Annotated in this window: 17 protein-coding genes and 1 tRNA gene; 11 read left to right on the forward strand and 7 right to left on the reverse strand. The window is 41.2% G+C overall.

Going from position 1 to position 23,008, the window contains the following annotated elements:
• Positions 1-37 precede the first annotated feature (37 nt).
• Both polA and J0X13_RS12475 read right to left on the reverse strand, forming a co-directional pair.
• Positions 38-2,872 (reverse strand): DNA polymerase I, encoded by a 2,835-nt coding sequence (polA, locus tag J0X13_RS12470; RefSeq protein WP_207071743.1) that lies wholly within the window; start codon positions 2,870-2,872, stop codon positions 38-40.
• 163 nt (positions 2,873-3,035) lie between these two features.
• A complete protein-coding gene (locus J0X13_RS12475) occupies positions 3,036-4,037 on the reverse strand; it encodes an isoaspartyl peptidase/L-asparaginase family protein (protein ID WP_207071744.1) in 1,002 nt (333 codons plus the stop codon).
• Between the two features lie 40 nt (positions 4,038-4,077).
• Between J0X13_RS12475 and J0X13_RS12480 the strand changes: the two genes are divergently transcribed.
• Both J0X13_RS12480 and J0X13_RS12485 read left to right on the forward strand, forming a co-directional pair.
• The gene (locus J0X13_RS12480) at positions 4,078-4,797 is read left to right on the forward strand and encodes a copper homeostasis protein CutC (protein WP_207071745.1); all 720 of its coding nucleotides are present in this window, start codon (positions 4,078-4,080) and stop codon (positions 4,795-4,797) included.
• Between the two features lie 54 nt (positions 4,798-4,851).
• Positions 4,852-6,084: a metallophosphoesterase gene (locus J0X13_RS12485; protein ID WP_207071746.1), complete on the forward strand. Its 1,233-nt coding sequence runs from the start codon at positions 4,852-4,854 to the stop codon at positions 6,082-6,084.
• A gap of 82 nt (positions 6,085-6,166) precedes the next feature.
• Here the strand turns inward: J0X13_RS12485 and J0X13_RS12490 are convergent, their stop codons facing one another.
• A complete protein-coding gene (locus J0X13_RS12490; RefSeq protein WP_207071747.1) occupies positions 6,167-7,471 on the reverse strand; it encodes an OmpP1/FadL family transporter in 1,305 nt (434 codons plus the stop codon).
• 369 nt (positions 7,472-7,840) lie between these two features.
• Between J0X13_RS12490 and J0X13_RS12495 the strand changes: the two genes are divergently transcribed.
• On the forward strand, positions 7,841-8,140 hold the full coding sequence (locus J0X13_RS12495; protein WP_100817192.1) for a thioredoxin family protein: 300 nt from the start codon (positions 7,841-7,843) through the stop codon (positions 8,138-8,140).
• Positions 8,141-8,172: 32 nt separating this feature from the next.
• On the opposite strand, the gene J0X13_RS12500 is transcribed toward J0X13_RS12495, so the two are convergent.
• Positions 8,173-11,511: a glycosyltransferase family 117 protein gene (locus J0X13_RS12500; RefSeq protein WP_207071748.1), complete on the reverse strand. Its 3,339-nt coding sequence runs from the start codon at positions 11,509-11,511 to the stop codon at positions 8,173-8,175.
• 170 nt (positions 11,512-11,681) lie between these two features.
• Here J0X13_RS12500 and J0X13_RS12505 point away from each other — a divergent pair.
• The 6 genes from J0X13_RS12505 (at position 11,682) to J0X13_RS12530 (ending at position 18,282) form a co-directional block, all read left to right on the forward strand.
• A tRNA-Gln gene (locus tag J0X13_RS12505) sits at positions 11,682-11,753 on the forward strand.
• Positions 11,754-11,890: 137 nt separating this feature from the next.
• Positions 11,891-12,460 (forward strand): TetR/AcrR family transcriptional regulator, encoded by a 570-nt coding sequence (locus tag J0X13_RS12510; protein WP_207071749.1) that lies wholly within the window; start codon positions 11,891-11,893, stop codon positions 12,458-12,460.
• 56 nt (positions 12,461-12,516) lie between these two features.
• Positions 12,517-13,848: an NAD(P)-binding domain-containing protein gene (locus tag J0X13_RS12515; RefSeq protein ID WP_207071750.1), complete on the forward strand. Its 1,332-nt coding sequence runs from the start codon at positions 12,517-12,519 to the stop codon at positions 13,846-13,848.
• Between the two features lie 54 nt (positions 13,849-13,902).
• A complete protein-coding gene (locus J0X13_RS12520; protein WP_207071751.1) occupies positions 13,903-14,730 on the forward strand; it encodes an N-acyl homoserine lactonase family protein in 828 nt (275 codons plus the stop codon).
• Between the two features lie 73 nt (positions 14,731-14,803).
• Positions 14,804-15,262, forward strand: a complete 459-nt coding sequence (locus tag J0X13_RS12525; protein ID WP_207071752.1) for a carboxymuconolactone decarboxylase family protein — start codon at positions 14,804-14,806, stop codon at positions 15,260-15,262.
• A gap of 140 nt (positions 15,263-15,402) precedes the next feature.
• Positions 15,403-18,282, forward strand: coding sequence for a M61 family metallopeptidase (locus J0X13_RS12530; RefSeq protein ID WP_207071753.1), 2,880 nt, complete (start codon positions 15,403-15,405; stop codon positions 18,280-18,282).
• Positions 18,283-18,483: 201 nt separating this feature from the next.
• On the opposite strand, the gene J0X13_RS12535 is transcribed toward J0X13_RS12530, so the two are convergent.
• The 3 genes from J0X13_RS12535 to J0X13_RS12545 all read right to left on the reverse strand — a co-directional run bounded on the left by J0X13_RS12535 (position 18,484) and on the right by J0X13_RS12545 (position 21,424).
• Positions 18,484-19,581 (reverse strand): heavy metal-binding domain-containing protein, encoded by a 1,098-nt coding sequence (locus tag J0X13_RS12535; protein WP_207071754.1) that lies wholly within the window; start codon positions 19,579-19,581, stop codon positions 18,484-18,486.
• 52 nt (positions 19,582-19,633) lie between these two features.
• Positions 19,634-20,392, reverse strand: a complete 759-nt coding sequence (locus J0X13_RS12540; protein WP_207071755.1) for a DJ-1/PfpI family protein — start codon at positions 20,390-20,392, stop codon at positions 19,634-19,636.
• A 78-nt stretch (positions 20,393-20,470) separates the two neighbouring features.
• Positions 20,471-21,424, reverse strand: a complete 954-nt coding sequence (locus J0X13_RS12545; protein WP_207071756.1) for a GlxA family transcriptional regulator — start codon at positions 21,422-21,424, stop codon at positions 20,471-20,473.
• Between the two features lie 185 nt (positions 21,425-21,609).
• On the opposite strand from J0X13_RS12545, the gene J0X13_RS12550 reads away from it, so the two are divergent.
• Together J0X13_RS12550 and J0X13_RS12555 are read left to right on the forward strand one after the other, a co-directional pair.
• Positions 21,610-22,503 (forward strand): helix-turn-helix domain-containing protein, encoded by an 894-nt coding sequence (locus J0X13_RS12550; RefSeq protein ID WP_242535723.1) that lies wholly within the window; start codon positions 21,610-21,612, stop codon positions 22,501-22,503.
• A 91-nt stretch (positions 22,504-22,594) separates the two neighbouring features.
• Positions 22,595-23,002: a DUF5367 family protein gene (locus J0X13_RS12555; protein ID WP_207071757.1), complete on the forward strand. Its 408-nt coding sequence runs from the start codon at positions 22,595-22,597 to the stop codon at positions 23,000-23,002.
• The last annotated feature ends 6 nt before the right edge of the window (positions 23,003-23,008 follow it).

Consider the following 23,008-nt stretch of genomic DNA (forward strand, 5'->3'; position numbering starts at 1 on the left):
TTGATAGTTAGCGTATGTTAGATTTTATATTGAACTCCTAATGCGCCTCCAACCAATTCTCACCAATACCCACTTCCACATCTAACGGTACGGATAGTTCGTAGGCGTGTTCCATTTCGGTTTTAATGAGTTTTTTCATTTCCTCCAACTCGGGCTTGTAGCAATCGAACACCAATTCATCATGCACCTGCAGCAACATTTTGGTCTTATACTTGCCTTCGGAAAGTTTTTTATGGATGTTGATCATCGCAATTTTGATAATATCCGCAGCACTACCTTGGATGGGAGCATTTACGGCGTTTCGTTCTGCTGCCCCGCGCACCACTTGGTTACCAGCATTGATATCTTTTAGATATCGACGCCTTCCCAACACCGTTTGCACATAACCATGCTCGCGGGCAAAATCTACTTGCTCGCTCATGTAATTACGCAATTTGGGGTAGGTCTTGTAATAGGTATCGATAAGTTCCTTGGCCTCGGAACGGCTCAAATCTGTTTGGTTGCTCAACCCAAAAGCCGACACCCCATAAATGATTCCAAAGTTCACCGTTTTGGCATTGCTACGCTGTTCACGGGTCACTTCGTCAATAGGTACGTTAAATACTTTGGATGCCGTGGAAGCGTGAATATCTTCTCCATTTTTAAAAGCAGAGATCATGGTGTCCTCTTCGCTCAAGGCAGCGATGATCCGTAATTCTATTTGGGAGTAATCCGCAGCCAACAACACATAGTTTTCATCTCGTGGAATAAAAGCCTTTCGCACTTGTCGTCCCCGTTCGGTACGTATAGGGATGTTCTGCAAGTTGGGGTTATTGCTGCTCAAACGCCCCGTAGCGGCAACGGTCTGCATATAATCGGTATGCACCCGCCCTGTTTTTTCCTGTACCTCGTTGGGCAATGCATCCACATACGTACTTTTTAGTTTGGCCAGGCCGCGATAGTCCAACACATTTTTAATGATTTCGTGGTCCTTTGCTAAGTAGGACAGCACGTCTTCCGAGGTGGAAAATTGACCTGTTTTGGTCTTTTTTGGTTTGTCCACCAGCTTCAGTTTGCCAAAAAGAATTTCGCCCAACTGTTTTGGGGATGCAATATTGAACTCTTCTCCCGCCTCTTCATAAATTTTCTGTTCCAGCTCTTTGATATCCTTGTCCAATTGTTCCGAAAGGCTATTCAAATACCCCTTATCCAGATTAATGCCTTCCAATTCCATATCCGCCAAAACGCGAAGCAGTGGGATTTCAATCTCATCGAACAACTTATCGGTATGGGCCTCTTTCAGTTCTGGTGTGAATTTTAGACCCAACTGAAAAGTGATATCGGCATCCTCCACGGCATATTCCGTTTGTTTTTCCAAAGGAACCTCGCGCATACTGAGCTGATTCTTACCTTTTTTGCCAATAAGCTCGGTAATGGAAATAGGGGTATAGTTGAGGTAGGTCTCCGACAGTACGTCCATATTGTGGCGCATATCCGGGTTGATGAGGTAGTGGGCCAACATGGTATCGAACAACTTGCCCTTGACCTCCACACCGTAATTTTGCATCACTTTGATGTCGTATTTGAGGTTTTGCCCAACCTTTTCAATGTCCTCGGATTCAAAAAATGGACGTAGCTTTTCAATCAAAGGATGGGCATCGTTTTCATTATCGGGGAAGGGTACGTAAAACCCTTTGCCGGGTGACCAGCTAAAAGCAATTCCCACCAATTCAGCTTCCAATGGATTAAGGGAAGTGGTCTCGGTATCAAAACAGACCGAAGGTTGTTTCATCAGCATTTCCAAAAAGAGTTCCATCCCCATGCCATCTTGCACATTCTGATAAAAATGGGGCACATCACCAATGGTCATTCGGCTGTTTACATCCTTGATAGTGGCACCGGCTTCCGAAGGGTCTCCGCCAAACAAGGTAAACTGACCGCTGCCGGCAACTTTGGCCTCTTCTTTGGCCGTTTTGGTGTTTGTTACTGGGGTGCTTGCTTCCACCTCACCTGTAAATATTTTAATGAATTGGTCCTTTAGTCTCCGGAATTCGAGTTCCTCAAATATTTCTTGGACCTTTTCGGCATCGGGCTGACACATCTCGTAATCCTCTGCATGGAATTGTACATCGCAATCGGTCTTTATCTCTGCCAATTTTCTGGATAATCTTCCCAGTTCTGCATTATCCTCGACTTTCTCCTTCATTTTGCCTTTGAGCTGGTCGGTATTCGCCAATAGTCCTTCCATGGAATCGAACTGATCGATGAATTTTTTGGCCGTTTTGTCGCCCACGCCAGGAAGTCCCGGAATGTTGTCGCTGGCATCTCCCATCATTCCCAAATAATCGATGACCTGTTCGGGGCGCTTTACACCAAAGCGCTTCTGTACTTCAGGGATGCCCCAAATCTCGATACCATTTCCCATTCGGGCAGGGCGGTACATAAAAATGTTTTCGCTCACCAACTGGCCAAAATCTTTGTCGGGCGTTACCATAAACACCTTGTAATTTTCCTTCTCGGCCTGTTTGGCCAAGGTACCGATAAGGTCATCGGCCTCATAGCCCTCCAATTCCACCACGGGGATTTTCATGGCTTCCAAAATTTGCTGAATATAGGGTACGGCGATACGTATGGCATCTGGTGTTTCGTCCCGGTTTGCTTTGTATTCCTCGAACATTTCTGTACGCTCTACGCTACCTCCCTTATCAAAGGCAACGGCCAAATGATCGGGCTGCTCACGTTTGATCACATCAAAAAGGGAATTCACAAATCCCATAATGGCGGAGGTATCCATTCCCTTTGAGTTGATCCTTGGATTTTTGATGAGGGCATAGTAGCCGCGAAAAATAAGCGCGTAGGCGTCTAAAAGAAAGAGTCTTTTTTGGTCGGACATTTTATCTGGTTAAGAATGTTCAATAAACAATTAGCAGTACCCAAAATAGAGTGGGGGATTAAAAGTACGAATTGCGGTTTAAAAAGATGTAAGATGAGAGCTATTAGATTTTAGAGGTCTCGGCATCCGATAGTTGAACCCAAGGGCAAAACGGTATAAAGGTCTACTCATAAAAACTGACCACCTCTCGATTTTCGTGCCCATTGTCGGAATATTCACGATAAGTAAATCCCGGGTGCACACAGTAACCGCCGGTTTCCCCATTTTTGTTGATGGCCAAGAACCCAATTTGGAAATCTTTTCGACCTTCATTTTTCTTCATGATACGTTTTACGCCTTCCTCGCAGGCTTCCTGTGGACTTTTTCCTTGTCGCATCAATTCCACGATCAAAAAACTGCCTACAGTACGAATCACTTCCTCACCGACCCCTGTGGCCGTGGCACCGCCCACTTCGTTGTCGATGAACAGTCCAGCGCCAATAATGGGGGAGTCACCAACGCGCCCCGCTACTTTGTAGGCCATACCGCTAGTGGTACAGGCCCCGGCAATATCCCCGTTTTCATCAATGGCGAGCATACCAATGGTGTCGTGGTTTTCTATGTTGATGGTAGTCTCATATTTGGAAGTTTTCAACCATTCTTCGTATTGTTTTCGAGTGCTTTCGGTCAACAGGTCTTCCTTTTTAAAACCTTGTTCGTAGGCAAATTTTTCGGCACCCTTGCCCGCCAAAATGATGTGTGGGGTTTCTTCCATCACCTTTCGGGCAACGGAAACGGGATGTACAATATTTTGCATGCATACCACGGAACCACAATTGCCATCCTTGTCCATAATGCAAGCATCCAAGGTTACGTTCCCATCACGATCGGGTCGCCCGCCCTTGCCCACGGTCTCGTTGGTTTCATCGGCCTCCTCGACCATAACACCTTGTTCCACGGCATCCAGGGCGTTACCTCCAGATTTTAGGACCTCCCATGCCTTTTCGGAAGCTTTGAAAAAATTCCAAGTGCAGACCACGATCGGTTTTATGGGGGCAGGGGTTGGAATTGTTGCTGCTGGGACAGTTTCGGGCTTTGGCTCCGTTTTACAGGCGACCAGTGTGGAGGCGGAAACCAGTCCTGCGGCGGACAGACTGGAATTTTTAAGGAATTTGCGTCGTTCCATGGGTTGGTATGTTTAATTTTAGGAAATATAAATATACAATATGCTTGTAGAAGTTTGCACCAATTCCTTGCAATCGGCAAGGAATGCTGAGAGGGCAGGAGCGGATAGGATTGAACTTTGTTCGGAGCTTGGTGTGGGGGGCATTACCCCATCCGCTGGATTGATTCAATTGGTAAAAAAGGAGTTGACCATTCCTATTCATGTCCTGGTTCGTCCAAGAGGTGGGCATTTCACCTATTCGGATGCTGAATTTGAAGTGATGAAAGCCGATATTTTGGCGTGCAAGGCATTAGGGGTACATGGCATTGTTTCTGGAATTTTGATGGAAGATTTTTCCGTTGATGTCGAAAGAACAAAAGCCTTGGTGGAATTGGCAACACCAATGCATTTTATATTTCACCGAGCTTTTGATTGGATTTCAGAGCCTTTGGAAGCCATCAAGCAGCTTGAAGCAATTGGGGTTCAGACCATTCTAACCTCTGGTGGAGAACCATCGGCAGAAAAGGGGATCAAAAATTTAGGTGTATGGCAAAGAGAAACATCAATCACCATTATGGCTGGGGGAGGAGCATCGCCCAATAATGCATTAAAATTCAAGGATATCGGTCTGAGCGCTATTCACTGTTCGGGCACTTCATTTGGGAATGAACTGAATCTGGAAGGGAAAATCAGTATGAATTCCAGCAAGCATTTGGTGGAGAACAAGGTTGCCATTTCGAATTTAGATACGCTTGCTTCTATGGTCAAAGCCGTTAAATAAAATTTAAATACGCTGTTTAATAGCAGATTAGCACTAATTTTGTAAAAAAATTGTATGTCCCGATTTATCATTTTGGCAATCCTATATGTGGTGCTGGCCGTTTATGGCTTTCAGGCATTCCGTACACTGTTCAAGAGCCCGTTAATGCAATGGGCGTATATTATTCTGTTTTTGGGCGCCTTGATTTTTTTGACCATAAAAGTAATGACCTACGACCCCGGTGATGGGTTTAAGGGTACCGCAGCGATTGCAGGAACTATTTTTGCAGCTTTCTTTTTGTTGGCAATGGTGTTGGGCTTTTTTCTTTTGTTGGAGGATGTTATTCGCGTAGTAGGTTATGGATACAACAAGATTGTTGGGGTTTCCGATGTAGATACGGGTTATTTTCCTTCGCGGAGAAAGTTCATCAGCGGTATTGCCCTTGGTTTGGCGGCTTTGCCTTTTGGTGCCCTGCTGTACGGAATGTACCGCGGAAAATATAATTATCAAGTATTGAAGTACGAATTGGAATTTGATGACCTACCCGATGCTTTCCATAATTATCAGATAACGCAGATTTCCGATGTACACAGTGGTAGTTTTGATGATTACCAAAAAGTGGAGTACGGGGTGAATCTGGTCAATGAACAAAAAAGCGATGTGATCTTCTTTACAGGTGACATCGTAAACAACCGCTCCCAGGAATTGGAACCATGGAAAGATGTTTTTTCTCGTTTGGATGCCAAGGATGGGGTATACTCCATTTTGGGCAACCACGATTATGGTGATTATGCTGTTTGGGATACCGAAGAAGAAAAAGCACAGAACTTGGAGGACTTAAAGACCATGCAAAAGGAAATGGGCTTTGATCTATTATTGAATTCCAATCGATATTTGGAAAAAGATGGTGAAAAGATTGCTTTGGTCGGGGTCGAAAACTGGGGCCGTGGTGGATTTAAGAAAGCAGGTGATCTAGAAAAAGCCAAAGAAGGCGTTTCCAAAGAAGATTTTAAAATATTGTTGAGCCACGACCCTTCGCACTGGGAAGATGTAGTGATCCATGATGATTACCATTTTCATTTGACCTTGAGCGGACATACCCACGGTATGCAATTTGGTGTCGAAATCCCTGGTTGGGTAAAGTGGAGCCCCGTAAAATGGCGCTACAAATATTGGGCAGGTATTTATAAGGAAATGGAGCAGTTTATTAACGTAAACAGAGGGTTTGGATTTATAGGTTACCCAGGCCGTTTTGGTATTTGGCCGGAGATTTCGGTGATTACCTTGAAGAAAAAGGGACTGGCTTAGACCAAACTTTAACAAAACAAAAAGGCACTGATCAATTTCAGTGCCTTTTTTAGTTTAAGTTGGTTATGTTGCTAATTATCTTTTAAAGCTTTAATGAAGCCCCTATGCCTATCATAGAGGTAGTCATGTCATAAGATACTTCACTGCCCGGAATTGCTCCATAAGGTGGGGAGTTCTGAATAAACTGTGGGTTCAGTACTGGACCCGAAGTGGCATCGCCACTTGAACCATAATGGTAAAGTACGTCTAATTGGAACCTATCGCTCACTTCATAACTTAGCCCAACTTGAAACGCATTTTTAATAATTGCCGTTGCGGGTATATTAAAGAACGCCACGTCGCTATTGATTGGATTGGAACTGTAGGTGTATCCAAAACGTAAAGGAAGTTTATTGATTCCCTTATATTGAATCCCTGCGGAAATTATAGTGATATTTTCCCATCCGAACCCGGCCACAGAGCCTGTTTGTGTCCAACCAACTGAAGAGAAACCATCTGTGTTTTCGTAATCCACAGTTCTATAATCAAGAGCAAGGTCTATGGTTCCTAATGAGTACCCTAAACCAACGGAGAAAATGGAGGGATAGTCCATAGTGAAGTTGTTGGTGCTAGTAGAACCGTCCAAATAGGTGTTTTCCAATTCAAACTCCCCAAAATTTTGTTCTGTTTTATAGGAAACTCCGGCTTTAAACCCAGATTTAGAGTTGTAAAATAATCCAAGTTGTCCACCAAAACCATATGCAGAAGCTTTATCGGTTGAAGGGTAACCAGCTTGGTTCGGGTTCGCTGTTGGATTTGGCATTAATTCCAAAGCAGCATAATTGAATGTTGGCTGTAGCCCAATTGAAAGTTCATCAGTAATTTCATAGGCCCAAGCAAATCCAATTTGTAAAAGCATATAGTCGGATTCAATCCTACCAAATCCACCATTGGCCTGGGGCATGTTTATGGGATTGGACATATTTTCAGGGAAAGTGACGCCAAACCCACTAATACCGAAGGCAGATGCACCAAAGGTGTGTTTGCTGTCGGGCTTGCTCCACACAGCTGCAAGTGCGGGTAGCGGGGAAATTCCACGGTCATCCTCGGTAGTTCCACTGTAAAAGTTGCCCGTGGGCTGTCCTTCATTATCGAATTCAGGAACGGTAGAACTTAGTTCTGGAGAGGAAAAGAAGAGTCCAACATCCAATTTGATAATGTCCTCATCGAATGCGGAAATGGTTGCAGGGTTCCAATGCAATGCCCCGGAGATATCCACAGGCTGTGCAGTTGCTGCACCTCCCATTGACATATTTACCGAGCCAACACCTTGCATAATATGTCCGGCCTGCGAAAATGTGACTGTGGTCATGAAAAGAGCACCAAGTGTAAAAAGAATATTTTTCATTTGTTGAGGTTTTACACAGTAAGTGGCTGAATAATAAGTTAATGGTCAGTCAATTGCTGTAAAGTTATTTCTGGTATAAACCTATAAACTACGTAGACTAAAAGTAATGATAAATGTCATAAATCCGATGAACTACATAATACCCTGACAACTAACCGTTAAATAACGATAAAATTCAATTTTTAAAACAGAATATGATTTTTGGTCTTTAGAAAGAAGGAAGCCTAATGAAATCGTCGTTTTTGATATGATGAGGTTGATTGGTTTTGAACCACCGAGTATATAATTCATTGTAGGTAAGTGTAAGTAACATACTGGATGTAAAACATTCACATTTTTTCTTACTTTTGACTGTAAACCTTAGAATACATGTCCAAATTTGGTGAACTCATAGATTTACAAGTTCCAGTATTGTTAGATTTTTATGCAGAATGGAACGAACAATCCACTTCCATGCATCCTGTATTGAGTGATGTGGCCGCAGCCCTTGGCGATAAGGGAAAGGTTATAAAAATTGATGTGGACAAGAACAAGGAACTTTCACAGGCACTTCGTATCAAGGGATTGCCAACTTTAATGATTTACAAAAAAGGAGAGATGGTATGGCGCCAAAGTGGTGAGCAAGATGCTAATACACTCATAGGAATCCTAAATGAATATATCCAATAAAAAAGCGAGGTTTTGGCCTCGCTTTTTTTTTACTATTCTTCATCCGGAATTATAGACTCCGGTATGCTATCCGTTGTTTCCAGTTGTATTGTCGAATCTCCCATGTCCGGATCCATTGGCATTGGTTCGTCCAGTACATCTTCTCCATCATCCACAAACTGCGAGAACATATCTATATATTCATTAAAAATAATGGTCTCGGATTCAGCGAGCTGTTTGTCCTCGTTATCGATTAGGATATCAATGTTTCTTCGGTATGCCTGCATATCGGATAGGATGTCGTCAATTTTATCGTATTGCTCGTCCAGAGGGATGTTGGCGTAATATTCCAGATGTTCTTGATATACTTTTTTGAGTTTTTCGAACAGTTCTCGGGCCTTTTCGGTTTCACCTACTTTGTAATACCCATCTACAAAAGGTTCAACAAAAGCATAGTAGCCATAATGGTCTACCGGCATATTGTCCATGGCGATGTTGATTACATCCTTGGCCTTGTCAATCTTATTTTCTTCGATCAGCGTTTCCATCAAACGGGCCAAATTGCTTCGGAATGACAACCCTTGTGATCGTGTTTGTGGGTCATGATAAATTTTATCACTTCCAGAGTTGCCCCAATCCCAGTCTTTCACGATATCGTACATCAAATCCGAATCAATACGACCCATTTCAAAGGAGTTTCGGTTCGGGGTTTTAATGGGCACTAATTTGTATACCAGACCATCCAGCTGTAGGTAATCCTTCATCCAAATATATTCAGCACTATCAAAACTTCCCCCAGAAAAATAGATCGGACGTTTCCAATCGTTGTTGGCAATTAGGTCCAGCATTAATATCCTGTTTTTGGGAAGTGCGCTTTGTGGCAGATCAATATCGATATAATCCACAATTAGGGCAGAATCCTTTTCTTTTACCAGACCACTTTCCAATACATTCTTTTTGTTGACAGGAATCCTGATTTTATTGGTTGGATAGTACACAATGTCCAGGGTGCTTTCCGAATATTGATTCAAATCGGCTCCTTGGGTACTTAAAATGTGCCTGAATTTTGTTTGGGGCTTATCGCTCCCGATCCAGTTCATGAAATCCTTGATGTTCCAACGATTGTCCGTTATTCCCCTGTAGTACACGGCATCCCTTGTTCCATAACTATACTTGTCATGGGTGAGTTGAGAAGGGATTGGATCGCTCTCGTAGGCTTTGCGCTTCATTTGATCTATATACCAATCGGTGGCAAAAAGACTGGTGTTGACTACTCGAACATCAGTTCTGTATTTTTCGATTTCTTGAGCATACCAAATTGGGAATGTATCGTTGTCTCCAATGGTAAAGAGTATGGCTCCTGCATCTTCTTGGCACGAGTCGAGATAAGCTTTTGCGGTGGATGGTGCGGTATACCTATTGGAACGGTCGTGGTCGTCCCAATTCTGATATCCCATCAAAAGGGGAACGGCCAACAAACATAATGTTGTGATAGCGGGTGCTGCAATTTTAGCCGAAATCAATTTTTTAAATTCTTCAAATAGGCCATAAACACCGATCCCTATCCAAATACAGAAAACGTAAAAGGATCCCACCAAGGAATAATCCCTTTCCCGGGGTTGGAAGATGTATGGGTTCGTATAGAATTGAATGGCAAGTCCCGTGAACATGAAAAATACGAACAGGACCCAAAACTGTTTTTGGTTTTTGGATATTTGAAAGACAATCCCTAGAATTCCCAAAAGCAGTGGTAAGAAGAAATAGGTGTTGCGGCCTTTGTTGTTTTTCCAATCACTGGGGAGGTTTTCCTGGCTGCCCAGTCGAATACTATCAATAAAATTTATACCACTTAGCCAATTACCGTTTTCATCGTAACGACCTTGGACATCATTCTGTTTTCCAACAAAATTCCACATAAAGTACCGCATGTACATGTAACTGAACTGGAAATCGAATAAATACTCCAGGTTTTGCCCCAATGTTGGTGGCTCTACTTCTATGTATTCCCCAAACTCACGCAAAAAGCGAATGTACTGCTCACTATCCAACTCGCCTTGGGAGTAAGCTGTTTTAAATTGATTTACAGCTTCGCGAAGGTCGTTGTTCGAGATATATTCTGATTTAATCCGGAAATCCAACGCTCCGAAATAGCGCATATAGTTTTCGGCATGCTGATCGCTCCACATTCTGGGTAAAATGCCCACGTGTTTTTCGTTGGGCCCTGGAATAGCTCCTTTGTAATGATTTACGATCACATATTTCCCCAATTCCAAATCTTTCTCATATTTGGGGCTGTCATCCCTGTCTTCTCCGGCGGGAGCAAAGGTGTCCGAATAATACGCTCCGTACACTGGACTGTCCACACCCGGATATTGTTCCCTATTGTAGTATGCCAGCAAGGCCCTTGCATCGGCAGGGTTGTTTTCGTTGACTACGGTTTTTGCATTAGCTCTTATGGGTAGCATCAACCAAGAGGAGAAGCCAAGAATAAGGAACATGAGGCAGATAACAATTATGTTCGCATTGTAGTAATTGTTTTTTCGGGTATATCTCAGTCCAAAATAAAAAGCAGCTATAAAAAGGAGCCCCATAATAATGGAACCTGAGTTAAACGGAAGTCCAATTTCGTTGATGAAAAATACCTCGCTCCAACCAAATAGCTCCAATACATAGGTCAATGAGAATTTATAAACTAAAATAAGAACGGCCACCACGGCAATATTGGCCAGTAAAAAGTTCTTTACCGTAGTGGTTTTGTATTTTTTGAAGTAATAGAGCAACCCAATGGACGGAATTGCCAAGAATCCCATAAACTGTATTCCAAAGGTCAGCCCGATTACAAAACAGATAAGCATAAGCCAACGGTGTCCTCTGGGGTCGCCCAAATTGTCTGTCCATTTTAAACCCAACCATAGCAATAGAGCCATAATTAAACTGGCCATGGCGTATACTTCGGTTTCCACGGCATTGAACCAAAAACTATCGGAAAAAGTAAAGGCCAATGCTCCAACAAGACCACTTCCCAATATGGCAATGGCCTTACTGTTTGATAAATCACCTTTTTTGGTAACCATTTTTCCTACCAGATTGGTAATGGTCCAAAAGGTGAACAAAACCGCAAATGCACTTGAAACTATGGATACCGCATTGACCATCAGTGCTATTTTGGTTTCATCACCAAAGGCGAACATGGCGAAAAAAGCACCTATCATTTGAAGCAATGGAGCTCCTGGAGGGTGTCCTACTTGCAATTTTGCCGAGGTGGAAATATACTCCCCTGCATCCCAAAAACTTCCTGTGGGTTCAACGGTCAGGGCATAAACTATAAACGCGATGGCGAAGGAAACCCACCCGAGGATGGTGTCCCATTTTTTGAAGTCTTTTGCAAACATAGAGTTGGTTGTTAACCGAATTGTGGCGAATTTAGTAAATATAGAACAGAAGCCTAACGCTTTTTGGAAAACCTTTAACACCCGTTATAAAGAAAAATAGCATGTATTCTTGCCAAAAATATTTGTTGAAACCAAACTTTGTTTTAAATTTGCACGCTCAAATAAGGCACTGACCCATGGTGTAATTGGCAACACAGCTGGTTTTGGTCCAGTCGTTCTAGGTTCGAGTCCTAGTGGGTCAACAAAAGCCCTTCTAAGTCGTTTGATTTGGAAGGGTTTTTTTATTAGGCTTAATTCCTATCCAAATGGGATGATTTAAATGAAATTAAAAAATTTTGTCTATATTTGTACTAAATGAACTATAATAGTACATATTATCATGAATGTTCGAACTAGAGTATTGCACGTAGCCAAACAGAAGTTTCTAAAGTATGGATTCTATAAAGTATCCATGGATAGTTTGGTTAAGGAACTCAGGACCAGTAAGAGTAGCTTGTACAATCATTTTTCTTCCAAAGAAGAATTGGTCAAGGCTGTTATGGAGAGTTTGAACAAAGAAATAAACGCTAAACTCGAAGAAATTTTAGAAGATGATCAAAATAACTTTAAAGGAAAGCTAGACGCTATTTCTGATTTCACCAGAAATTTATTGTTGAATGTCAGTGAGGAATTTTTAAAAGATTTAGAAATAAACACACCTGATATCTGGGATGAATATCAAAAGAACAGAATAGAGCGAATCAATAAGTATTATAGAAGGTTATTCCAAATTGGAATTGACGAAGGTATTGTTAAAAGTGATGTGAATCTGGATGTAATTATCGCAATCTATTTCAATCTTATGGAGTTGCCCTTAAAAAATAGATATATCGATCTTTTGAACATGAACAGTCAAGACATTTATACTGAGGTAACGAATGTTTTTCTTAATGGTATCATGGTAGACTAAATTTTTTTAAACCACTAGTACTAAAAAAACCAATATAGTACATAAATTCAAACAAAATGAATAAGTTTGATGAAACAAAAAAATCTCAAATCCTTGAATTACCTATAGCAATAATTGGAGGTGGTCCAGTTGGTCTGGCAGCAGCAGCTCATTTAAAAAATTGCGGCCAAAATTTTGTTCTCTTCGAATCTGCAGAAGAAGTCGGGGCCAACATCCTTTCGTGGGGGCATGTGAATTTATTTTCTCCTTGGGAATACAATATCGACAAAGTTGCGGAAAAGTTGTTAAGAGCAGCAATGGTTCGAATTCCCAACAAAGAACGTGTTCCCTGCGGAAATGAAATTGTCCATCAATATTTGAAACCACTCGCAGAATTGAAAGGGATAAAAGAAAGCATCCATTTAAATTCCCGGGTTCTGGCCGTAGGCCGAAAAGGACTGGATAAAACAAAAACCCTTGGTAGGGAAAAATTGCCTTTTTCCATTCAGGTAAAAGAAAATGGTCAATTTAAAACATATTCGGCAAGAGGGGTGATAGATGCTTCAGGCACATGGCATAACCCCAACCCCATGGGTTCTGGGGGGATATTTGCTGTTGGCGAACTTGAGAATCGTAAATTCATACATTATGGAATGCCCGACGTTAAAGGCAAGGCACGGGAAACATTCGCTAACAAATCCATCTTGGTCGTTGGAGGAGGACACTCGGCAATTGGGTCCATATTGGCTCTGAACTCAATCTCCAAGGAATTTCCAAATACCAAGATTCATTGGATCCTGAGAAAGGAAAGAGTCGAAGATGTTTATGGTGGTCTAGAGGCCGATGAATTTAAATCTAGGGGAGCTTTGGGCATTGCCATAGAAAAGCTGGTCAATAGTGGTGCCGTGGAAGTACACACACCGGTTTACATCGATGAAATACGAAAAACAATAAATGGATTGCTCATCAGGGGCACTAAACAAGAAGAATTATTCCAATTGAGTGGAATTGATGAAATAATCAGCAGTACCGGCACACGGCCCGATTTTAGTTTTTTAAGGGAAGTCAGATTCGAAACCGATTCATTTTTGGAATGTGTTCCGGCATTGACAGATTTGATCGATCCCAATATTCATAGCTGTGGAACTGTTCGTCCCCATGGTGAGGCAGAACTAAGGCAAAAGGAAAAAGATTTTTACATCGTGGGCATGAAAAGTTACGGTAGGGCCCCCACCTTTTTAATGGCAACAGGATACGAACAGGTAAGGTCGATTGTCGCCCATATAAACGGGGATTATGTAAGCGCAAAAAATGTGGAATTACACTTGCCCGAAACCGGGGTTTGTAGCTCAGGATTGATGGAGGTGAAAAATAATGAGACCAAGTACGAAACCAAATGTGGGGCCTAGCAATGGTGTCTGAAGAATTACCCAAATAGTATTGAAAATTTAAAGATGTAGGTAATGAAAATAGAGCGAATACAAACAGGGGAAGTTAGAATCAAAAAAAGTCAGATAAGCAGGACCAAAGGAGTCATCCCTCCAATGGCCAAAGTATTGTTCAGTAGAAAATGGGCCGATTGGGTTCCGATCTATGCATGGGTGATTGAACATGAAGAAGGTTTCATAGTCGTTGACACGGGCGAAACCTATAAAACAAGTGTAAAAGGATATCTTCCGAAATGGCACCCTTATTACGCATTGGCCGTAGATTTTGATGTAAAGCCAGAAGATGAAATTGGTCCACAATTATTAAAAATGGGAATTGATCCCGAGAAAGATGTAAATAAGGTAGTATTAACGCATTTACATACAGACCATGCCGGAGGCTTACATCATTTTCCCAATGCTGATATTCTTATTGAAAGGAAAGAGTTTGAAAATGCATCCGGATTAAAAGGTATCCTGGCAGGATATTTACCGCACAGATGGCCCAAATGGCTTGATCCAATACTCATAGACCTTCCGGATAAACCTTATTTTTCATTTGATAGGAGTATGCCCATTACCAAGGACGGCAAAGTAATGATCGTTGCCACTCCGGGGCATGTGGCCAATCACATTTCCGTGATAGTAGAAATAGATGGGATATATTATTTCTTGGCAGGGGACACTTCTTACACCCAAGAAAATCTGCTCAATATGGTGCCTGATGGAATAGGTACTGTTGAGAGCATTGGAACCCTTGAAAACATACTGGCATTTTCAAGAGAAAACCCAACTATTTATTTGCCTTCACATGACCCGTTGATTCCAGAAAGAATGAAAAATAAGGAAGTAATCCCGGTGTAAAAATCAAATTGACAAGCTACGAATGAAAACAATCATGAAATAACAATAATTAAAAACATCAAAAACAAATATTATGGAACGAATTACCTATCAAGATATTCCAAAAGGAATGTTCGAAAATTTAATGACAACCGAAAATTTCATCAATCAATCCCCTTTAGGAATTAAGCTGTTGGAATTGATAAGATTGCGGGTTGCCCAAAAAAATGGTTGCGCCTATTGTGTGGATATGCACCACAAGGAACTAAAACACCTTGGAGAGTCGGATTTAAGGCTTTCTTCCTTATGTGTATGGAAAGAGACCCCATATTTCACCGAAAAAGAAGAGGCGGCACTTAACCTGACCGATACACTTACCAAGTTGAGCAGAGATCCTTTGCCCGAAGCAACATTTGATGCATTGACCCCGCATTTTAGCAAGGAAGAGATTTGCTATTTAACGTTGGCGATATCCCAAATCAATACATGGACCCGCTTGATGAAAACCTTCAGGTTTGTTCCTGGGAATTATCAAGTAAAAGAAGCGGTCTAAAGTCATTCCAATTAGTTGGAAATATAGTTTGCTATGGTTTGTGGTTCTGAAGGGAAGGAGGGTACCTCAAGATTTTGTATTCCCTTCCCTTTAATGCATGAATTGGATGAACCATGTTGGACTAATAATAATTGAACAAAATGAAAAATGTAATTCCCCCTTTCTTTGTCCTATTTGTCATTTGGACATTGAGTACTTTTCGTGTAAGTGGACAAGAAAATGTGGAACCCAAAATAGTTGCTTCCATAGATTTGACCATGGCGGCCAATGATAAAGTCCCTGTTACGGTCAATCCCGACAGCCTTGATGTTGATTTGGTTGTTTATAGGTTGCCCAAGGTTGTTCAAGGAACTTATGCTATTGGAAACTATGGTAGGTTTATTGAACAATTTAAAGCCTTTGATTACGATGGCAACGAATTGTTGGTATTACAGATGGATGCCAATTCCTGGGAAATCCGCAATGCACAAAATCTGGACAAGATTCAGTATTGGGTAAACGATACTTTTGATATGGAAAGGTCGGGCACTCCAAATATTCCGCTTTCACCGTCCGGTACAAACATTGAACCAGGTGTTTTTGTCTTGAATCTCCATGGTTTTGTGGGTTATTTCGATTCGCTCAAAAACAGTCCCTATGAACTGGAGATAACAACTCCCGTAAATTTTAAATATACGTCAGCCTTAAAGTATTCGACCAAAGAACTCTCAGTTGATGGAGAAAAAAGAACCTTAAAATATATCGCCCCGCGCTATTTTTACCTTACGGACAATCCCGTGATGCTTGGCGATTTGGATGTCGAAAGGTTTGAAGTGGGCAATGTAAATTTTGAATTGGGTGTTTATTCTCCCAACCAACTTTATACTGCCAACAAGATAAAAAAGAGCCTGCTACAAATGTTGAAGGCCCAAGTAGCCTATCTCAAGGATTTTGAAGGTGCCAAAAACTACAGCATCATAGTGTACTTGTCAGATGGTAAGGAGGATTCCCCAAAAGGATTTGGTGGACTGGAACATAATACATCCACAGTGATCGTAATGCCGGAATATTGGGAAGAAACAAAGCTATATAGCATCATGTTCGATATGATGGCGCACGAGTTTTTTCATATCGTGACACCCATGACGATCCATTCTGAGGACATTCATTATTTTAATTACAATAAACCAACATTTTCAAAACATCTATGGCTGTACGAGGGGGTTACCGAATATTTTTCCAAACTGTTCAAAGTTGATCAGCACCTAGTCTCGGAGGAGGATTTTTATGGTGAAATGGCCTATAAGATCAAAGATTCAAAAAAATTTAATGATTCTTTGAGTTTCACCACCATGAGTGAAAACATTTTAACTAAAAAATTTAAAGTCAACTACCCCAATGTATATCGAAAGGGAGCACTAATTGCAATGTGTTTGGATATCCTGATGCGGGAAGAAAGCAATGGGAAAAGAAGTTTATTGTCGTTGATAAAAGAGCTGTCTGAAAAATATGGCAAAAATAACCCGTTCATGGACGATGAATTGATTGAGGATATCACAGAGATGACCTATCCTTCTATCGGTTCGTTTATGCGAAAACATGTGGTGGGTCCCCAACCGATAAACTATCAAGAATATTTGGATAAGGTTGGATTGATCATTCAAGACGGACACATTGTATCAGTCGATAATCCGGAACCCTTCAAGTTACGTTTAAGAAATGTATGGTTGAACAAGAACACGGTAAAAACCACTTTAATTGAAAATGTCAATGTCATACCAATGCATGAGGAGAATGTTCTTGAACATCAGGATGTTTTGATTGAGAACGGTAAGATAATGGACATCCGAGTAACCGACACAATCAACCCTAAAACCCCTGTTGATTTGCTGATTGATGGAACAGATAAATATTTGATACCCGGACTTTCCGAGATGCACTATCATTGGAGAAACAATGATCGGAATATAGAAACCGAGTTCAAACTATTGTTGGCCAACGGTATTACCACGGTAAGAAACATGGGCGAATATGTTGGGCAGGATCATATTGCAATTCGGGATAAAATCAATAAAGGTCATTTATTTGGTCCAAACTATTATACCACGGGACCCTATTTGCAAGCCGATAGGTTGCAAACCATTGAAGATGTCATAGCGGTTGTTCGGCAGCATAAGGACAGAGGTTACGATTTTATTAAAATTGGCGATGGAAGGGAAATTGCCAAAGAAGTTTATCTAAACTTGCTGGAAGAGGCACAAAGGTCAAACATTCCTGTTATCGGTCATGCACAACATAAATTGCCATTGGAGTTCTCATTAAGGATGAAATCCATTGAACACGTGGAGGAGTTCATTTATATTTTTAATACCTCAGAAGATTTCACTTATTTAAACCATGATTTGGATTTTCTAAATGCAGCTGCAAGACAGATCAAGGATAGCGGAGTTTATGTGGCTCCCACTTTAGTGATTTTCGAAATGATAACCCAGTATCTTGATGAAGAAAGGTTCACAGAATTAAAAGCAAATGACTTGGCCAAATATCTTCGGGAAAAGGATGCTATGTATTGGTTGTCCGATGAAAATCATTACCGCGCAGATTTTGCAAATGGCAAGGATAGAATTGATTTGGGAATGGACCCATTGGAGTTTTTCGAAAGTTATTATGAATGGATGAAGGTATTCACCAAAATATTGTCCGAATATGATATACCCATGCTATCAGGTAGTGACACCTTTGGAATGGTGATTCCGGGATTTTCACTGCATGAGGAATTCGAATTTCTACAAGAAGTGGGTTTAACACCCTATGAAATATTAAAATCAAGCACAATTGTTCCAGCTAGATATTTAGATGTTTTGGCTTCTGAAGGAACAATTTCTGAGGGAAAAAATGCAAATTTGGTTTTGTTGAATAAAAACCCACTTGAAGATATCGGAAATACAAAATCAATTGAAGGGGTTATGCTCAAAGGTACTTGGTTTAGCAGAGATAAGCTGGATACCATGTTGTTGGAAGTTGAAATGTCCAATGATTGATTTCAATTAAGGTTGAATTGATAATCCCTGCAAATTTGTGTTTGCAGGGATTGTTTTTTGGCTTATACTTTGCTTAATACATAAGCAATTAAAATAGGAAAAGTATTTGTCTCCTACCTATCCAGCAAAACATTGATCTGCGAACCTTTTATTTTGGACGGTTGATAAACCTTTCTTCTGGATGGTATTGTTTAAAAATGATTAATCGCCCAAAGAATAAAGGTATTCCGCCGCCGCCGCACTCATTTTCTTGTACTCATGCCCAACGCCGGGGACCACATGAAGCTTCCATTGGAAATCAGCCTGAAGGGAATCGGCAAGTTTTTTGGAAAAATTGTAAAAATAGTGTCCTCGTTCCAATCGGTGATGTCCTTGCAAGTTCGCCGTAGGCGATAGTAATAAAGTGCCTCCTGTTTCTGAAGCATTGTCCTTTTCCCCAAGAAAAACCACCAGTTTGTTCTTGAAGGATTTTCTTAGGCTCTTTGTGTTAATAGGGCTTTCGCCTAACCCAAAAAATAGTGGATGCTCCAAATCCGGTAGGGTATAGAACCCTGAATTTCCGGTAAGAATTCTATTTGCCTTTGATTCTGGATGGAAAATGGCAAATCGATGAAGGATTTGCCCCCCGGCCGAATGTCCAAATACATCATAAGTTTTGGCATGGGACCCTGTCGCTTTAACTGCAGCGTTAAAAATATGGTCCATGTCGTCGAAAATCCAAAACTCACTATTTGGGACCGTTTTATATTGAAGCAATGACTCGTCGAGGCGAACTTGGTTAGTGCCTTTTACGGGTGTAGCAATTTCCATAATGTTCAAGTCGGTCAATACTCCTCCAAGATGGTATTGGTCAAATCCGAAGGTAGGCTCTGGATATATTGGAGCTAGAACCAATATATTGTGTTTTTCAGAAGCTCTTATCCACGTATCACGGTAGTCGTCACCATTGCGACCCGATCCTGGAATTACAATCAGGACCTTGGATTCTGGATCAAAATTTTTGGGCATGTGATAGAATACGTAAATGTCTTTTGGACAGCTTTCTGTTTTCACTTGCATGGGAAATGATCCTGACCCTTGGTGCAATGTTAATTTATCTATGGAAAAGTCTTCATCTGCAATTGGGACCAAGGCCATGTTGCAATGAGGACATTTTCCCTCGTGGTCGAAAACTTCCTTATCGCAGCTAAGATCGCAGGGTACGCATTGATATTGCGTAACATCCATTGTTTTCTTTGATTCTTTACAGGACCAAAATGATACAATCAAAAGACCGAGGTATATCAAATATGTTTTCATTGTGTTTGTTTTTTTTGTTTGAATTTTAATAAAAATGTCCTTGGGATAGTCTTCAATGCTTCAGGATAAGCCCTGAGTCCCGATCCCAACATTGATACTCTGTATATTCCAAAACCTGTTGTACTACATCTTTCCCCATCCATTTTTCCACCAAGTACAAGGCTCCGTCAATACCGGCCGAAACACCAGCTGTAGAGAAAATGGTACCGTCGTCCACAAATCTTGTATTATCCAGAACCGTTGCATTACTGACTTTTTTCCTAAGTTGTGGCACTGCATCATGAAAGGTGGTTACGGTTTTACCATCCAACAGACCCGATTCGGCCAAGAAGAAGGCTCCAGTGCAAATTGAAACAAATTGTTCTGTTTCCGGGGATATTTTCTTTATCCAATCTGTAATTTTTGTGTTTTCAGATGCTCTTCTCCCATTTCCACCAAGGAATACCACAATGTCGGCTTTTGGAGCATTTTCTATGGTGTAGGTGGGGGTTAGGGTAAGTACTCCTTGACTGGTTACCGGCTGGTCGGTGATTCCTACTGTAAATACGTTCATTCCGGCAATGGTAAATATTTCCAACGGTGCAGCAAGGTCTAGAATCTCGATCCCTTCATGTAGAAATACCGCGACTCGTAGTTGCTTTTTTGGGGTGGGGTTCATTTTTAAATTACTTGTTTGACAGATTGATGGTGATTGTATTGGGGAGTACATCGTATCTGATTCAGCTCCCTTGGCTTCCAATAGAGGAATCATGGCGACCATTAATAAAACAACATTGCTTTTTAACCTGTTTGACGTTACTTTAGACTTCATACTTAAATCATGTAGTTTGATTACAGGTACAAATAACTTGAAAAGCTAATGTCAAGAAAAGGACACAATACCTTGGTATTAGGACAGAATGTCCGAAGGGAGTTGATTTCGATGTTTTTTGAGTAAATTTCTTAGATGCTCTTCGCTTTTTAGACCGCATTGCCGTGTAACGGAGGAGAAAACCAAGCCTTTTTTTAGTAGTTGATAGGCATATTCAACTCTAAGGCGGTCAATGTAGGTGCCTATGGTAATACCTGTTACCTTTTTGAACCTACGTGTAAGGTTTCTGGGACTGGTAATTGCAATTTCGGCCAATTCTGAAATTCGCAACGAAGTATCCAAATTTTCAGAAATATATTGTTGCACTTTGTGAACCCTATCATCAATATGATTTCGGTAATCCATAAACACCGATAACTGGGGGTCAGATGGTCCACGACGAAGATAGAGGACACACTCTCTGGCTACCTCGGCCGCCAAGGCACTATCATATCGGTTTTCTACAAGATGTAGGGATAGATCTATCCCAGAGCTAATGCCTGCACTGGTAATCAGGTTGCCGTTTGAAACAAAAAAATGGTCCGTTTCCAGTTTGCCATAGGGAAAGGCTTTGCGAAAATAATCGTGATAACGCCAATGTGTGGTATATGATGAATCGTTCAACAATCCTGCAACACCTAAAAAATAGGCTCCGGTACAAATAGAACATAAGCACACCTTTTTTCGATATTGAAGCACCAACCAATCATAAAAATCGCAATACGTGTCTCGGTTGTACTTCTGCATCTGTTCCATTTGTGCACCAGGTAAAATAATAATGTCATTTTCCTTTAGAGCGATATCTTGCCAGGAACGTAATCCCCCGAATTTTATCCCTGCACTGGAATGTATCGATTCCACGTTCTCAATTCCTGCATATGTCAATTCAAAATCGGCACCAAGGGTCTTTGCTTCATAAAAAACCTGGGCAGGACCGGTTAGGTCCAAAGGGTGGACCCCACTAGGTACAATAATAAAAATGGTTGTTTCCAATTATTTAGATGTAATCAAATTTCTCTCATGAAAAAGTAAAGCAGGATTTTTCCATGTCAAAGCTAGCCGTCCTAGACTGACCTTACGTTTATTGTGAAAATAAGAAAAGTAATTTCATTATGAAAAAGCATACTAACTGAGAGGCAAGGAGTAGAGATGTGTAAATTATTTTAAAGATGGTGTTTATGGTAGGTTGTTTATCTTTAAAGGATTTTATCATTGTTATGACCCGCGACTTTATTGATATCAACGATTTCACCATATTGGTAGAGGAAGCTACCAGCACAAATGTTGTTGTGGATGCCTGTTACTTTGATGAACCCGTAGTTGCCGTTGCTTTTTATGGATCGGGCAATGTAGACCTAAAGGTAAAATACGGTAGTAAAACCAAAGCGTTCAATTATACAAAAGGATTGGCACTTTCATTTTATGCCGATTCCAATGTTGAGTTCGAGCATACCGTTTCGCCAGAAAAGCCACTTCGGTGTGTCCTTATTGCAACCGCTTTGAGAAACTTGGACAATCTCCCCAATGAAGAAGGTGAAATTTTTTCATCCTTATTGAATGAATTGGTAAATCCTTCGGATCACTATGTGGAAGGACCAAAATTTTTTATGACCCCCGATATGGATCGGATTGTGGATTCGGTTTTTAACATGCAATACCACGGTAAAACCAAAATGATGTTCTTCCGTAGCCAAATGACGGCCTTGCTGTCCCATTTTTTCGGACAATTGGCCACCTTGCAAACTGAAAAAATCAATACTGCGGAACGGGATAAGTTGTATAAGGCCAAGGAAATTTTGATCGGTAACCTGGATAATCCTCCTTCACTGTCCGAGCTGTCGCGCAAAATAGGCCTGAATAGCTATAGCCTTAAAAAGAATTTTAAAGAACTTTTTGGGGTGCCGGTATTTAAATACCTACAGAACGAACGTTTGAAAACCGCCCATGAACTTATCAGTAGCAAAGAAGCAACCGTACAGGAAGCGGCATGGCATGTTGGTTATGATAGTTTGAGTTCCTTTTCCAATGCCTTCGAGAAAAAATTTGGTTACCGTCCCAGCCAAATCAAGTAAACTCCCTTTCCAACAAATCATACTCCTTTTGGAATAAATAAAGGCTTGACCGTCAGTGTAGTTTTGTCCTGTAATCTAAAAAACAGGAAAAATGAAGACAGTAAAAGCTTTGGCAATTGGAACCTTGGTTTGGACTCTTGGAGTTTCTGCCTTTTCGGCCATATACATGTTGCCGATTATGGAAGACCGCTATTTGCAGGCCAATATAGGATTGGCATTGGTTGTCCCTCCATTGGTATGGTTGGGAGCATGGATGTATTATAAAAAAGAGAAGTCCCCTCAGGGATTTGTTCTGGGATTGTTGATGTTATTGTCCAGTGCCACATTGGATGCCTTGATCACTGTTCCCATGTTGATTATCCCCTACGGTGGAACCTACGCCAGCTTTTTTGGTTCCGCCGATTTCTGGTTGATAGCATTGGAATTTGTGGCTGTTGCTACCCTCTATTGGTATGCAAGGGTCCGTCCGGAACAAGTAAAATCCATAAACCGATTATAAGACTGC

This window comes from [Muricauda] lutisoli (nom. illeg.), from assembly GCF_017313105.1.
Classification (GTDB): domain Bacteria; phylum Bacteroidota; class Bacteroidia; order Flavobacteriales; family Flavobacteriaceae; genus Flagellimonas; species Flagellimonas lutisoli.

Coding starts and splice junctions, on each gene's coding strand:
- J0X13_RS12535 (WP_207071754.1), bottom strand. CDS start 19,581: ATGAAAACATATTTGATATACCTCGGTCTTTTGATTGTATCATTTTGG.
- J0X13_RS12485 (WP_207071746.1), top strand. CDS start 4,852: ATGTCCCGATTTATCATTTTGGCAATCCTATATGTGGTGCTGGCCGTT.
- J0X13_RS12515 (WP_207071750.1), top strand. CDS start 12,517: ATGAATAAGTTTGATGAAACAAAAAAATCTCAAATCCTTGAATTACCT.
- J0X13_RS12500 (WP_207071748.1), bottom strand. CDS start 11,511: ATGTTTGCAAAAGACTTCAAAAAATGGGACACCATCCTCGGGTGGGTT.
- J0X13_RS12530 (WP_207071753.1), top strand. CDS start 15,403: ATGAAAAATGTAATTCCCCCTTTCTTTGTCCTATTTGTCATTTGGACA.
- J0X13_RS12490 (WP_207071747.1), bottom strand. CDS start 7,471: ATGAAAAATATTCTTTTTACACTTGGTGCTCTTTTCATGACCACAGTC.
- J0X13_RS12520 (WP_207071751.1), top strand. CDS start 13,903: ATGAAAATAGAGCGAATACAAACAGGGGAAGTTAGAATCAAAAAAAGT.
- J0X13_RS12550 (WP_242535723.1), top strand. CDS start 21,610: ATGGTAGGTTGTTTATCTTTAAAGGATTTTATCATTGTTATGACCCGC.
- J0X13_RS12555 (WP_207071757.1), top strand. CDS start 22,595: ATGAAGACAGTAAAAGCTTTGGCAATTGGAACCTTGGTTTGGACTCTT.
- J0X13_RS12475 (WP_207071744.1), bottom strand. CDS start 4,037: ATGGAACGACGCAAATTCCTTAAAAATTCCAGTCTGTCCGCCGCAGGA.
- J0X13_RS12495 (WP_100817192.1), top strand. CDS start 7,841: ATGTCCAAATTTGGTGAACTCATAGATTTACAAGTTCCAGTATTGTTA.
- J0X13_RS12480 (WP_207071745.1), top strand. CDS start 4,078: ATGCTTGTAGAAGTTTGCACCAATTCCTTGCAATCGGCAAGGAATGCT.
- J0X13_RS12510 (WP_207071749.1), top strand. CDS start 11,891: ATGAATGTTCGAACTAGAGTATTGCACGTAGCCAAACAGAAGTTTCTA.
- J0X13_RS12525 (WP_207071752.1), top strand. CDS start 14,804: ATGGAACGAATTACCTATCAAGATATTCCAAAAGGAATGTTCGAAAAT.
- polA (WP_207071743.1), bottom strand. CDS start 2,872: ATGTCCGACCAAAAAAGACTCTTTCTTTTAGACGCCTACGCGCTTATT.
- J0X13_RS12540 (WP_207071755.1), bottom strand. CDS start 20,392: ATGAAGTCTAAAGTAACGTCAAACAGGTTAAAAAGCAATGTTGTTTTA.